The following is a 13,709-nucleotide window of genomic DNA, read 5'->3' on the forward strand; positions in this document are numbered from 1 at the left end:
TATTATGAGTGCATCTATTATTCTAGGTATCGAGTCTTCTTGTGACGACACTTCTGCAGCCATCATCAGCGGTAGCAAAATCCTGTCCAACATTGCCGCCAACCAGGCCATCCACAACGAGTATGGTGGTGTGGTGCCCGAGTTGGCTTCCAGAGCGCATCAGCAAAACATCATCCCTGTGGTGGAAAAAGCATTTTCCAAAGCAAATATACAACAAAATGATATTTGCGCGATTGGTTTCACGCGCGGTCCCGGACTTTTGGGATCGCTGCTCGTAGGAACTTCTTTTGCCAAATCTCTGGCGATGAGTCTGGACGTGCCTCTGATCGAAGTGAATCATTTGCAGGCACATATTTTGGCACATTTTATAGACGATGCCAATCCAACGCCACCTACTTTTCCATTCCTGTGTTTGACGGTCTCAGGCGGTCACACGATGATTGTTTTGGTAAAAGATTATTTCGATATGGAGATCATTGGAAAAACGATAGATGATGCAGCAGGCGAAGCTTTTGACAAGATCGGAAAGATCTTCGACCTCGATTATCCAGCTGGACCAATTATCGATAAGTTGTCGAAAGAAGGAAATCCTGATGCGTTCCAGTTCAACAAACCAAGAATGGAGAACTATGATTACTCCTTTAGTGGGATTAAGACTTCAGTACTCTATTTTATCCAGAAAGAAGTGCGGAAGAATCCGGATTTCATTAAGGAAAACCTGAATGACCTTTGTGCATCTGTCCAAAGATCCATCATTGAAATCTTAATGAACAAATTAGAGAAAGCTTCCGTTGACCTTCATATCAAAGATGTTGCGATTGCCGGCGGTGTTTCTGCCAACTCGGCTTTGAGAAAAGCAATGGAAATTAATCAGGAAAAACTGGGTTGGAATATCTTCATCCCAAAATTTGAATACACGACAGACAATGCTGCGATGATTGCCATTGTTGCCAAACTGAAATATGAGCGTGGCGAGTTTACGGATATTAGGACGACGGCGACGGCGAAGTATGATTTGTGACAATGCATCTTGTTTAATTTTTAATAATTGAAACTTAATATCTGACTATGAAATCAATAATTACAGTTTTTGGCATTTTAATTAATCTTCTAGCTTATTCAAAGTGTGGAAACAATGGAATCGAAGTATTTCCTACGACAACAGAAATCAATAAGAATTCAATTTTCCTGATTGAAGGTTTTGCGACCAGCCAAAAAATCATTACCTCTCTTAACAAAGAATATAAAATATATTTGCAAAATGGCGATCAGAAAATCAATCTGAAAGTTACTGAAACGCTTATAGGAGATTTCCAGTTGACTCAAGCCATTTTAAAACCTGAATTTCCACTTGAAATTGGTAAAGAATATATTTTAAAAATTGATAATCTTCCGAAATACGAAACGATAGATAGATTCTACAGTTACAATATAACATCTAAGCCAATCACTTACAAAGTCACTTCCAATGTGGACATTGAAAAGCCAATTTTTACCAAAAAACCTTTCGAATTAAAAAAAGCTTATATCCCCTACGGATGTGGACCAGAAGTAAACGTATATTTTTCACTTTTAACAAATGACTCTTCGCCGTTATTAGTCAAAACTAAATTTAAAAACCTTGTAACCAATAAAGTGACAACGTTCTATTTATTGCTAAGAGACAATAAGCTAGCGGTGGGTTACGGGATGTGTTCAGGCGCATTTAAATATGATAAAAATTTAGCTTACGAAGTTGAATTTGACTTGATGGACTCTTCCGGAAATATAACCCAATGGAATAGAGAAGGTATAAAATTTACTAGACCGACTGAAGCAAATCTAGATGACGGAGAATAATCATAAATCATTCACAATAATAGCCAGATGCTCATACTAGCTTAAATAGCTGACAGCCAAAATAAAATCTATGAAAATATTACTAGAAGAAAAACAACTCGGAACACATTCCAAAAAGAATTCAAAATATTACTGGATTTTAGAAACGATTACGGGAAAAAATGAAAACGCAGAAGGATATGACGATTTTGAACTGACAAGCTCTGAGACAGGTTATATTCAAAACATCAAAGAGGAAATTCTGGAGACGATCAATTCTGAAAATGTTTTCAGCTTTGCCTACGAACCAAAAGAAGGTGACTTCTTGTCCATCAAAAACAACTTGCGAAAATTTGAATATCTAAATCTTATTTTCATCAATGGAAGTTGGAAAGAAGAAATCTATATGTGTTCTCTGCGGGAGTGTAATACAGATATTTATACAACTATGAAAACAGGTGTTGCATTTCTCAGTGAAAATGAAATAGCGTTTTAAAAAGATTTCATATTTGCATAAAATCTACTTAGTTGAGTCATTGATTCACTTAAATGCATCGATGATGTGATTAGTTACACCATTTTTTAAGTTAGTTGAACCACTGATTCATTTAGTTGTCCCATTGATTCATTTAGTTGTCCCATTGATTAATTTAGTTGCCCCGTTGATTCACTTAGTTGAGCCAGATGCAACGAATTTGTTATAACTAAATGAGTCAGTAAGACCACTAATAAATACTTTTAGCATATTTCAACTATTTTTGAATTACGAAATAGCTTTCTTAAGATTCCAATACAAATCTTCGCTATCCAAAACATTAACCATTGAATTTTGAACTATAAAACTTATTTTTGTATCAAAATAAAAAGTTATGGCTTCAGGATTCTTCGCAATCTTAGATGATATTGGTGCATTGATGGACGACATCGCAGTGACCAGTAAACTCGCAACAAAAAAAACAGCCGGAATCCTCGGCGATGACCTTGCAGTCAATGCGGAGAAAGCAACTGGCTTCCTTTCGTCCCGTGAAATCCCGGTTTTGTGGGCAATTACCAAAGGTTCTTTCATCAATAAGCTGATCATTCTTCCGCTGATTTTTCTTCTGAAGTGGCTGTACGAACCGGCCATCAACTATATTCTGATTCTTGGCGGTGTCTATTTGGCTTACGAAGGGATGGAAAAGATCGTTGAATTTCTATTTCACCGCGAGAAAAAAGGTCACGAAGTAGTTCAGGAAAGTACTTTGCCTGAAGAGGATGAGAATTCCGAAAAGTCAAAGATCAGTTCGGCGATCAAGACCGATTTTATCCTTTCTTTGGAGATTGTCATCATCGCTTTGGGAACTGCGCTGGAAAAACAACATCCTTTGATCACCCAGATCATCAGTGTTTCTTTCGTGGCCATCATTGCAACAGTCGGTGTTTACGGACTTGTCGCATTGATCGTTAGGATGGATGACGCTGGATTTTTCCTTCAAAAAAAATCTAACAACCAAGGTTTTCTGAACGGACTTGGACAGGTTCTTATCAAAGCTTTACCAATTGTAATCAAGGTTCTTGGTGTTGTTGGGACTATCGCTTTGCTTTTGGTTTCTGGCGGGATTTTCCATCATTACATAGATGCCGTTCATCATTGGGTTTCCGAAAATATTCCAGCCAATATTCCTGAGCAGGTGCCACAATTTGGATTGGGGATCGTGTTTGGATTGATAGCGGTTTTATTGGTGACAATTGGTAAGAAAATATTTTCTGCAATGAAACCTGCTAAGAAATAACATACACTTTTGTCATTCCGTAGGAATCTCAACGCGATTTAAAAATTTAGATTCCTACGGAATGACAAATAATCTGCAAACAATTAATATAAAATGAAACTTTTCTTTGGACAGATCTTCCCCGAAATTCTAATTGATTCCGATGAACAACAGCACATCGCAAAAGTTCTCAGAATGCGCGAAGGTGAAGAGATCTACTTGACCGATGGAAAAGGAAATCTTGCCAAAGGAACACTTATTTTCGAGGGCAAAAAAGTAACGCTCAACGTTTCCGAGGTCAAAGAAGATCTACCTGATTTTTCACCAAGACTTCACATCGCCATTGCGCCAACGAAGAACATCGACCGAATAGAATTTTTCCTGGAAAAAGCAGTCGAAATGGGAATTTCAGAAGTTAGTTTCATCCAAACCGAACAAACTGAGCGAAAGAATATCAGCATCGACAAATTGAGAAAACAAGCCATCAGCGCTTCGAAGCAAAGTTTGCGTTCACACTTTCCAAAGGTAAATGACCTTCAAAAATTTTCTGAGTTTATGAAAAATCTAAATCCTGAAAATACATTTGTGGCGCATTGCAATGAGAACTTGGAAAGAATTAATTTGAACGCGCTTCGACTCTTCGACTCCGCTCAGGATGACAATTCGAGCGATGTCAGTCTGAGGCTCTCGAAGACATCTTCAGAACTAACATTCCTTATCGGTCCGGAAGGCGATTTTTCTGATAAGGAAATTCAGCTATTGGCGGAAAAAGGTGTCAAAGCGGTTTCGCTTGGAAATCAGAGATTGAGAACGGAAACGGCGGGAATTTTTGTGGCGGCCTGGAATTATGATAAGATGTTCTGATATTTAACTTGAATTATTTACGATAAAAATTATTTCCTTTCCAGACCGAAAGGATTTTTTTATATTTATAGGTAAACAGATTCACAATGAAAGACCTGTTTGTAAAACGTTTCCAATATTACAAAAACATCGGAGACAAGACCTTAGCTCAACTTTCCGAGGAACAATTTTTCTGGCAATACAATCAGGAAAGCAATTCGGTAGCAATCATTATAAAGCACGTTGCAGGAAATATATTGTCGCGCTGGACCAATTTTTTGACAGAAGATGGCGAGAAGGATTGGCGAAACCGGGACCTGGAATTTACAAATACCTTCAAAACAAAAGACGAAGTTTTGGAATATTGGGAAAAAGGCTGGCGTTGCCTTTTCGAAGCGTTGAATCAAATCACGGATGAAAATATCAATGCAACGATCTACATCCGAGGCGAGGCACATTCTGTGTTAGATGCGGTTTTCAGACAACTCGCGCATTATCCTTATCACGTTGGTCAAATCATTTATATTGGAGAAATGATGAAAGATCAAGATTGGCAAACACTTTCTATCGCCAGAAATAAATCTGAAGATTTCAATCAAGAAATGCATTCAAAATTTGATGGACAAGAAAATGCTTCTCCCGTTTGTTTTGCGAAGAGTGATGAAGTACGAGATGATTTTAAGGTTTAAGATATTTAAATTTTACATTAAAACTCAGTATAAAAAAGTGAAGTGCTGAGAAAATTGATTCTAATCAATTGTCTTAATTTAATGATTTTCCTGTAAATACCTTGCTAAAATTTGTTCCCCACTTTGAATAGAATTCACTGCCCAGCGGATTTTCAATTGAAGCAATTTTTCTTCGGATAATTTGTAGTCGATGTTGGATTTGAGGAGTTTTTGCTTGAGTTCATACATACAAATGGCGGCCGCAACAGAAACGTTGAAGCTTCTCGTGAATCCGAACATTGGGATTGCCAAGGTTTCATCAGCAAAATCCAGAAGTTCGTCCGTTGTTCCCTCCCACTCTGTTCCGAAGACCAAAGCCAATGGCTCATCAACTTTATAATCTGGGAGCATTTTTGCGTTGTTCTCGGCAGAAACAGCGACGATCTTGTAACCTCGGTTTTTGATCTGTTTTAATGCCTCTATCGTTCTCGGCATTTTCTCGACCTCGACCCACGTGTCTGCACCTTTGGTGACTTTCAAATTGGGTTCAAAGAAGTTTTCTTTTTCCATCGCTACAACCTTATGAAATCCGCAAGCTTCCACGCTTCTGACAATTGCAGCGGCGTTTCGGAATTGGTAAATATCTTCCATCACCGGCAAAACGAAATCTGAACTTTCTTGAGAATAATGTTCAATCTTAGCGAGGCGCTCTGGTGTTAGAAAGGTTTGGAGATATTCGTAAGTGGAATTTGGGTTCAAGGTTTTGGGTTTAAAGTTGGCTGGTGCAAATTTCGTGATTTTTATTTTTATAAAATGTAGATTTTGAACGCAAAGTCTGCAAAGTTCTTTTTGGACATTATCGAAATATTTTAAGGTTGGCAAAGGCGCTGATGCTCAGCATAGAGGTAATTATTTCTCGCAGATTGGGCGGATTTTGCAGATTGAAAAAAAACAATTTTGTTATTCTTAGAAATCAAAACAGTTTGGATTGACTTCGTTAACACTGCATTAGGTTTCGTATTGAATGACAAACTTTATATTTTAATCTGCAAATACTGTTTGGATAACTAAATCCCTAGCCCTGATGGGAACGGCATCCTTTTTTGTTTTTCTGTGGCCCACGTTGTTTGGAATGACAAAGGTTCTGGAAAACAAAAAAGATATAGTGGACAGCAGGATCAAGCTCCTAAAAATTACTTCAAATGGGGAAAAACCTCTTCTGAGTTGAAAACTTCAAAAGAAAAACCCCTTCAGAATTTGAAACTCTGAAAGGGTTGAAGAACAAAAAAGCGGTAAAAAATTACCGCTTTCTATATTTATTTCTTTTTGTTTTGTTGCTGTGCCTGCTGTTGTTGTGCCTGCTCCATCATTTCTCTCATTCGCTTTTGGAACTTACCTTCTTTCTTCGGTTCCTTTTGCTTGTTGGCCTGGATTTGCGCGTGGATCTTTTTCTCATCCAAGATGAAATATTTGATGACCAAGATGATCACGATGTTGATTGCATTGGATACGAAGTAGTACCAAGATAGACCAGAAGCTGAACTGTTCAGGAAGAATAGGAATGTGATCGGGAAGATGTACATCAACACTTTCATATTTGGCATTCCTTCTTGCTGAGGCTGTTGGATGTTTCCGGAAGTCATCACGGTGTAGATCAAGATCACAACCGTACAAGCCAAAGCGAAAATACTCAAATGCTCACCTAATAATGGCACTTTGAATCCGAATTTGATCACATCATCATAAGCCGTCAGATCCGGTGCGAACCAGAAGCTCTTGCCTCGAAGGTCGATCATATTTGGGAAGAATCGGAAGAGTGCGTAGAATAACGGGATCTGAACTAAGGCTGGCAAACAACCCGCCATCTGATTTACGCCGGCTTTCCTATAAACAGCCATCGTTTCCTGCTGTTTTTTCATCGGGTCTGCATCCTTGAATTTGGCATTCACCTCATCGATCTCTGGACGTATGACCTTCATCATTGCACTTAGTTTGTGCTGTTTGAACATTACCGGAGATAAGATCAATTTGATAATGATAGTCATCCAGAAAATGGCCCAACCTGCAGCGATGCCCCAACCTGAGATCAAGCTGTACATCGGCATAAACACGTGACGGTTCAATGATCCGATGAATGACCAACCAAGTGGCAAGATCTCGTCGAAGTTTTTGTCGAATGACTTCAGCAACTCCATATCCAATGGCATGAAGTACCAAGTGAAATCTTGATTCAATTCGTTTCCAGCCAAGTTGACCTGACCATTGTAATTGAATTTCTTCAAGAACTCACCTTCTTCAATGATCTCTTGATTTCCTTTTGATTTTGTGAATCCGTTCTTAGCCTCGATAACGGCAGAGAAAAACTGTTGTTTCACACCGATCCAGTTAAGTGTTTCATCTGGCTCATTCATATCGGTACGAGCGTCGTAATCGTAGTCTTTATAATTGTTGAAAGAGTAGGCAAACTCTGTGTGAGTTTCCTCCTGCGACCTTCCTTTTTCTGAACCTTTCACCGTGTAATCCCAGATAAATTCAGCTTTGCCATCATTCACCAATGTTGCCAAACCTTGAGTTTTCACTTGGAAGTCTACCGTATATTTTGCTTTAAGTGTATAAACAAATTGAATTACAGCAGTTCCGATCTTCGAGGTCAAGGTTACGGAGTTTCCTGCAACGGTTGGTACAAAGACAAGATCCTTGGTATTGAAAACCTTGTTGGTCTTGTCTTTGAACTGGAAGCCATAGCTTGCGTTGTTGTTGCTGAAAAGATAAAGTGGTTTTCCACCGAAAGCTTCATATTTGTTCAGTTTTACGGAGCTCAGTTGTCCACCAACACTAGAGAACTCAAGTGCTAGTTCGTCATTCTGAAGATTGACCTTCTGCACAGAAGCTGGTGTCACAGTTGCGGCATTCAGGTTGGTAGCAAGCGGTTTTGCTTTGGTCGTCTGCTCTGTTTTTTTGGCATCAATGGCCAGTTGTTCCTGCTCGGCTTTTGCGTTTCGGTTTTGGAAATAAAACATAAAACCGATAAGAATCATAGAAAAAATACCGAAGCTGATCAGCTGGCTTTTATCTAATCCGTTGTTTTGCTGCATTATAGAATATAATTTAAAGTTTAAGATCCTTAAATTGAAAGTCTTTGAGAGCCTCAGACCGACAGTTCAAAAATCTACATCATTTTGGTCTGCAAAAATAGGATTTATTTTTCAGATTCTGTTATAAAGACGATTAAGGAAAGGAATTACTTTTTAGAAATTAAAAGTGGAAAATATTTCCCAGAAGATTTCAAGCATTCTCATTTGATATTTTATTAATTTAGTACTCAAAACACAACTGAATGAAAAAAAACAACCTGCTAAATAAGGTGGCCGAATTTTTCACATCGCCTTCATCAAAAAAAATCTCCATCAAGAAGATCACTGGATTCCAATTAGCAAGATCATTAGTCATTCTAATGTTCATTTTCAATTCTTTTTCTGTCACCAAAGCCCAATCGAAGCCTTTTGCTGCTTACGAAAAAACCTTAGATACAATCGTTAAAAAATATGATCCCAAACATCCTAATTATAAATACCTCAAACTTTTTGTTGATAATTTCAAAAATGCAAAAAAAACTGATGCAGAAAATCTAACAAAACTGGTGACTGGGATTGGATTTTATTTGGATTATGACAATACAGATCTGGACATCTACCCCGCCATCTTCAGTCATAGAAATGGGAAAGTAGATATTTCCGGACTCCGCTCTCCCACTACAAAAAAACCGAGCGAAGAAATGAAAGAATATGCTAACATTTATCTACATAATTGGAAAGAAATTGGACAAACAAAAACTTTCAAATGGTTGATCACGCACGTTCCCACTGCAAATAGTTTGCTGACGGAAATGACCTATGAACAAAAGGTCAATAGCTATGATGACATTTCCTTCATCCGTGGTGACAACGATTGGATGTATGCCGTCAGCTTCGGGGATTATGGAATTGGAATGTACGCCTTCAAACTAAGTATGGCAGATGAAGAAATATCTGGATCTGCAGTGATTGAAAAAATCAAGGAAGAAAAAGATGCAGAATTTCGAATCTTCTTAGACGAATATCCATTTGCCCATTATTCAAATAGCGTGGATATCTTAGTAAATCATCTTCGCGAGCGCAGTTCATTGAGTAAAGATCAATCATTTTTGAGAAATACAGAAAGCATCAAGAAAGAATTAGATAGAGAAAAACTGGCAAATTACGCTCCAATGCTAAACTATCTTTTGGAATATAAATTCCCATCTGAAATGTTGGTTGAAGGTAATATAAATATTGATAAATACGGTCTTAAACATTTCTCCGCTCACACTTTGGGCGACTACTATTTTTCGCAGAAAAATTACAGCAATGCCATTGATCTTTACAAAAAATCAGTGTTGAATTTTCCGCCTGATAATGACGATGATGAGATCCGAAGTGATACCAATAATGCGCTTTTTTCGATTGCCAAAGCCTATCATCATCAAAACAAACGCAATGAATCTTATGCTTCATTCCTAGGTATTCTTTTTTCGGAAAATGAACTTACCAAAGTTCAAAGTCAAATATTAACTCAATACCTGACAGATAGTAAGGAAGATAAAAAACTTTTCAAAGCTGATCTGGAAAAAGCGATAGTGAGTATCAAAAAGATGAAGGGAAACTATTATTCTTTCATCTTTAGAAAATCAGAAAGCTTCTTCTACACTGAGAGATCTGTTGAAAACAAGAACGATGAAATTAAAAAAAGTAATTTTTACAGATCGTTGAATTAACATTAATATTAAAACAAAAAAACAGCTGCGAAAATCAATTCACAGCTGTTTTTTTTTAATTTAAGTAAGTTTTATTTTCCTTTGACCGCAGCGCTGATAAACGCTTTGAACAATGGATGAGGCGTTGCCACCGTACTTTTATATTCTGGGTGATATTGAACACCAATGTAGAAAGGATGATCTTTCAATTCCAAGGTTTCCACCAATTCTGTTTCTGGATTGAATCCTGTTGGTACCAACCCTTTTTCCTCGAAATCTTTTTTGTAATCACTGTTGAATTCGTATCTGTGGCGGTGACGTTCTGATATGGTTTTTGCACCGTAGACCTCTGCTAATTTGGAACCAGCTTTCAATGCACATTTCCAAGCACCAAGACGCATCGTTCCGCCTTTGTCCACTACATTTTTCTGTTCTTCCATCAAAGAGATCACCGGATCTGGCGTTGATGTATCGAATTCCATACTGTTTGCTTTGCTCAGTTGTAGAACATTTCTAGCAAACTCGATCGTCATGATCTGCATTCCAAGACAAATTCCCAACAATGGCACTTTGTTCTCCCTTGCATATTTGGCCGCCTGGATCTTACCTTCGATCCCACGATCTCCAAAGCCAGGTGCGATCAAGATCCCGTCTACATCTTTCAGTAATTTTTCAGCACCTTCTTCCTCGATGTCACCACTATAGACCCATCTTACCTTCACTTCGGTTTCCATATCAGAACCTGCGTGGATAAAGGCTTCTGCAATCGATTTGTAAGAATCCTGAAGAGAGACATATTTACCGACCAAGGCAATCTCGACAGTTTTCTTTGGATTTTTATATTTCTTAAGGAAAGTTTTCCAATCCTTTAAGTTTGCATCTTTTCCTACTGGAAGATTGAGTTCATTCAATACAACCTCGTCGAAGTTCTGTTTTTGTAGGTATAATGGCACTTCGTAGATCGTATCCATATCGATACATTCGATCACGTTTCCTAAACCTACGTTACAGAATTGCGCCAACTTAGCTTTTTGTTCTTTTGGAATCGTGTGTTCTGTTCTACAAACCAAAACATCTGCCTGGATCCCACTCTCCATCAATTGACGAACGGAATGTTGGGAAGGTTTGGTTTTAAGTTCTCCACTTGACGCCAAATAAGGCAACAAAGTCAAATGGATCACCATTGAATTGTTTTTGCCTAATTCCCATTGCAATTGACGAACACTTTCGATATAAGGAAGCGACTCGATATCACCAACCGTTCCGCCAATCTCTGTGATAATGATGTCATAATCCTTTTTGGAAAGCATCTTGATCCTGCGTTTGATCTCGTTGGTAATATGTGGAATGACCTGAACGGTTTTCCCTAGGAAATCACCTTTACGTTCCTTTTCGATAACGGTTTGGTAGATCTTACCTGTGGTAACGTTGTTGTTTTGGGAAGTTGGACTGTCTAGGAATCTCTCGTAATGTCCAAGGTCAAGGTCTGTTTCTGCGCCGTCTTCGGTCACATAACATTCGCCGTGTTCGTAAGGATTGAGGGTTCCCGGATCGATATTGATATAAGGGTCAAGTTTTTGGATAGTCACTTTAAAACCTCTCGATTTTAATAGAAGTCCCAAAGAAGCGGAGACTATTCCTTTACCCAGTGACGATGTCACACCTCCTGTCACAAAGATGTATTTCGTTTCTTTTTTACTCATTAGATTAGGTTTGTGCAAAGTTAAAGCATCTGGAGTTAACCTGCAATTCTGAGCGGAAAAATAAAAAGAGCGGATAGAAATCTACCCGCTCTTTTCGATTAAAATTATAAAAACACAAATGATTATTCTTTGATAAATTTGAAGGACTTCACCAAACCATCCACGTTGGCTCTGATGATGTAAGTTCCTTTGGTCAAATTAGATAATTCGATCTTGTTGTCTGATAAATTCTCTACGGATCTCACCTTTTGTCCAGCAACATTATAAACCTCAACTTTCGAAATATCTTTTGCGCCGTTGAAATTAAGAACATCCTTCACCGGATTTGGATAGATGGAAACTCTGTTTTTGCTGATATCGGACGTTGCCAAAGATTCTTTCACATCTAGCATATAATCTTCTGACTGTCCGTACAATGCTGTTTCATTATTACAAGGATCGGTAGAAGAAACATCCCAGTTGAGGACCACTCTCATTCTAGTTTTACCAGTAAGAGCACCAGCTGGCACAGCGATATCGCCTGTAATTTGAGCGCCATCTTCTCCGTCAGAGGTCATTGCACCCACTTCATAAACTTCACCTGCATCTGTGAAAGTTCCATTTTGATTCCAGTCGATGAAAACAGAAGCATAGTCATAACCGAAATTGGTGTTGGCCTCTAGAACAAACGGATATTGGCTGCCTTGGTAAACCTCGCCCACTTTGTCTAGGAAATATTCGTTTGCGCTGGCAGAATAAGGGTCAGAAGTATTATCTATCCCTGCAAACTGAACTTTTGTGATAGAATCAATACCCCACTGTGGTGAAGCTGAGCAATACAAATCTTTTACAGTCACCTGGAAAGAACACACATAAACGACTTTTCCATCTGCATCTACCAGATTATGAACAACATTGGTCGTTCCAATCGGGAATTGTGCACCTGATTCGAATCCTGAGACCAAAACCGTTGTCAAACCTGCTGAAGGAGATGAGCCACATACGATTGGCAAAGTATAATTCACAACTGCAGAAGTCTGAGTCACGTTGGCAATAGTTACTTCTGTATTTTCTGGACAAGTGATTGCACAATCATTGGTTCCAAGTAATAGATTATTTAAATTAACAATCCAGCCGCCAGCAAAGAAAGGTGGAATCGTGTTATCAAATCCACAAACGAAATTACCGTTCGGCGAGATATTCATCCCTGTTCCCAATTTACCATCTAATGTGGTGATAGTAACGCCATTTCTAATTAGAACATCTTTAAGGAAAATAGGACCAGAACCTAATGAAGGATGATAGATGATTACCTCTCTGTTACCCGCATCGCCTGCGTATCCCAACGCAATCCCATTTTCTGAAACAGAAGTAAAAACCGCCCTGTTAAATCCAGCTGGTGGACTGAAAGATTTGTAAATCCCAGTCGTAATATCGTAGATGAAAGGCTTCGTACCTTTGTAACCTACAATCAAACCTGCATTGTTGATATCTGCAGCTTCACCATTTTCAAGTGTTCCCATATCGATGTAATGAATCGTTCCATTGGGCTCGAAATAAGCAGGAAGCCACAAAGTTCCAGTGGTAACAAGGTCTTCTCTGTCCGCAAAACCAGCGACGATTCCGCTGTTGTTCACCGCTTCTCCTCTACCATTGACGTAAGTATTATCACCCGAAAGTTTGGTAAGCGTATTGGTTTCTGTATCATAGATGAAAGGCCAGCTTGTAAATCCTGATGCACCAATCTGTCCGGTCACATATTTGCTGTTCTGCGAGATGTCGTTGGCGTTAGAAAATGAACTGCTGCTAGGCGTTTCTCCTGCGAAATAATCGATGTTGTACCAAGTTCCATTTTTTCTGTAAGCGGACATCGCAATACTTTCTTCTTCAGAAATGACGATTGCAGTTGCTCCAGCAACATCACCTGCATTGTTCATACGGTTGGTAGCCTGCCCACCCTCTGTAGGTGTGGTTTCATTGGTCGTGTAATTGTAATATGCACCAGAATGGATGGCGTTTCCGCTGTCGTTGACATCATAAAAACGAGCACCCATCTCGTCTATTAATCTGAATTCCATTTGTTGTGCCTTCAAACCTGTCATCGCAGTGATACCAAGTAAAAGTAGATAGACTTTTTTCATAATTATTCTTAAATATTAAAATGTGAAATTTTCAT

The 13,709-nt window shown here is 38.6% G+C and carries 11 protein-coding genes; 7 read left to right on the forward strand and 4 right to left on the reverse strand.

Annotated elements, in window-relative coordinates; all coding sequences use genetic code 11:
• The first annotated feature begins 4 nt into the window (after positions 1-4).
• The 6 genes from tsaD to PQ459_17475 all read left to right on the forward strand — a co-directional run bounded on the left by tsaD (position 5) and on the right by PQ459_17475 (position 5,101).
• Positions 5-1,021 (forward strand): tRNA (adenosine(37)-N6)-threonylcarbamoyltransferase complex transferase subunit TsaD, encoded by a 1,017-nt coding sequence (gene tsaD / locus PQ459_17450; protein WDF46673.1) that lies wholly within the window; start codon positions 5-7, stop codon positions 1,019-1,021.
• 47 nt (positions 1,022-1,068) lie between these two features.
• On the forward strand, positions 1,069-1,839 hold the full coding sequence (locus tag PQ459_17455) for a hypothetical protein (protein WDF46674.1): 771 nt from the start codon (positions 1,069-1,071) through the stop codon (positions 1,837-1,839).
• 70 nt (positions 1,840-1,909) lie between these two features.
• Complete coding sequence (locus PQ459_17460) at positions 1,910-2,314, forward strand: hypothetical protein (protein WDF46675.1); 405 nt, start codon at positions 1,910-1,912, stop codon at positions 2,312-2,314.
• A gap of 373 nt (positions 2,315-2,687) precedes the next feature.
• On the forward strand, positions 2,688-3,590 hold the full coding sequence (locus PQ459_17465) for a DUF808 family protein (protein ID WDF46676.1): 903 nt from the start codon (positions 2,688-2,690) through the stop codon (positions 3,588-3,590).
• A gap of 93 nt (positions 3,591-3,683) precedes the next feature.
• Positions 3,684-4,433, forward strand: a complete 750-nt coding sequence (locus PQ459_17470) for an RsmE family RNA methyltransferase (protein ID WDF46677.1) — start codon at positions 3,684-3,686, stop codon at positions 4,431-4,433.
• Between the two features lie 86 nt (positions 4,434-4,519).
• A complete protein-coding gene (locus PQ459_17475) occupies positions 4,520-5,101 on the forward strand; it encodes a DUF1572 family protein (GenBank protein WDF46678.1) in 582 nt (193 codons plus the stop codon).
• 78 nt (positions 5,102-5,179) lie between these two features.
• On the opposite strand, the gene PQ459_17480 is transcribed toward PQ459_17475, so the two are convergent.
• The gene (locus PQ459_17480) at positions 5,180-5,839 is read right to left on the reverse strand and encodes an RNA methyltransferase (protein WDF48743.1); all 660 of its coding nucleotides are present in this window, start codon (positions 5,837-5,839) and stop codon (positions 5,180-5,182) included.
• 557 nt (positions 5,840-6,396) lie between these two features.
• Positions 6,397-8,175: a membrane protein insertase YidC gene (gene yidC / locus PQ459_17485; GenBank protein WDF46679.1), complete on the reverse strand. Its 1,779-nt coding sequence runs from the start codon at positions 8,173-8,175 to the stop codon at positions 6,397-6,399.
• A gap of 242 nt (positions 8,176-8,417) precedes the next feature.
• Here yidC and PQ459_17490 point away from each other — a divergent pair, with 242 nt between their 5' ends.
• Positions 8,418-9,872, forward strand: a complete 1,455-nt coding sequence (locus PQ459_17490; protein ID WDF46680.1) for a hypothetical protein — start codon at positions 8,418-8,420, stop codon at positions 9,870-9,872.
• Positions 9,873-9,943: 71 nt separating this feature from the next.
• Here PQ459_17490 and PQ459_17495 read toward each other — a convergent pair whose 3' ends face one another.
• Both PQ459_17495 and PQ459_17500 read right to left on the reverse strand, forming a co-directional pair.
• Positions 9,944-11,554, reverse strand: a complete 1,611-nt coding sequence (locus PQ459_17495; protein ID WDF46681.1) for a CTP synthase — start codon at positions 11,552-11,554, stop codon at positions 9,944-9,946.
• 122 nt (positions 11,555-11,676) lie between these two features.
• A complete protein-coding gene (locus PQ459_17500; GenBank protein WDF46682.1) occupies positions 11,677-13,674 on the reverse strand; it encodes a GEVED domain-containing protein in 1,998 nt (665 codons plus the stop codon).
• Between the last annotated feature and the right edge of the window lie 35 nt (positions 13,675-13,709).

The sequence above is a fragment of the Chryseobacterium sp. KACC 21268 genome (genome assembly GCA_028736075.1).
Taxonomy (GTDB): Bacteria; Bacteroidota; Bacteroidia; order Flavobacteriales; family Weeksellaceae; genus Epilithonimonas.

Excerpts from the sequence above, each read along its gene's own strand:
- PQ459_17475 (WDF46678.1), top strand. The coding sequence starts at position 4,520 with ATGAAAGACCTGTTTGTAAAACGTTTCCAATATTACAAAAACATCGGA.
- yidC (WDF46679.1), bottom strand. The coding sequence starts at position 8,175 with ATGCAGCAAAACAACGGATTAGATAAAAGCCAGCTGATCAGCTTCGGT.
- PQ459_17465 (WDF46676.1), top strand. The coding sequence starts at position 2,688 with ATGGCTTCAGGATTCTTCGCAATCTTAGATGATATTGGTGCATTGATG.
- PQ459_17495 (WDF46681.1), bottom strand. The coding sequence starts at position 11,554 with ATGAGTAAAAAAGAAACGAAATACATCTTTGTGACAGGAGGTGTGACA.
- PQ459_17500 (WDF46682.1), bottom strand. The coding sequence starts at position 13,674 with ATGAAAAAAGTCTATCTACTTTTACTTGGTATCACTGCGATGACAGGT.
- PQ459_17460 (WDF46675.1), top strand. The coding sequence starts at position 1,910 with ATGAAAATATTACTAGAAGAAAAACAACTCGGAACACATTCCAAAAAG.
- PQ459_17455 (WDF46674.1), top strand. The coding sequence starts at position 1,069 with ATGAAATCAATAATTACAGTTTTTGGCATTTTAATTAATCTTCTAGCT.
- tsaD (WDF46673.1), top strand. The coding sequence starts at position 5 with ATGAGTGCATCTATTATTCTAGGTATCGAGTCTTCTTGTGACGACACT.
- PQ459_17490 (WDF46680.1), top strand. The coding sequence starts at position 8,418 with ATGAAAAAAAACAACCTGCTAAATAAGGTGGCCGAATTTTTCACATCG.
- PQ459_17470 (WDF46677.1), top strand. The coding sequence starts at position 3,684 with ATGAAACTTTTCTTTGGACAGATCTTCCCCGAAATTCTAATTGATTCC.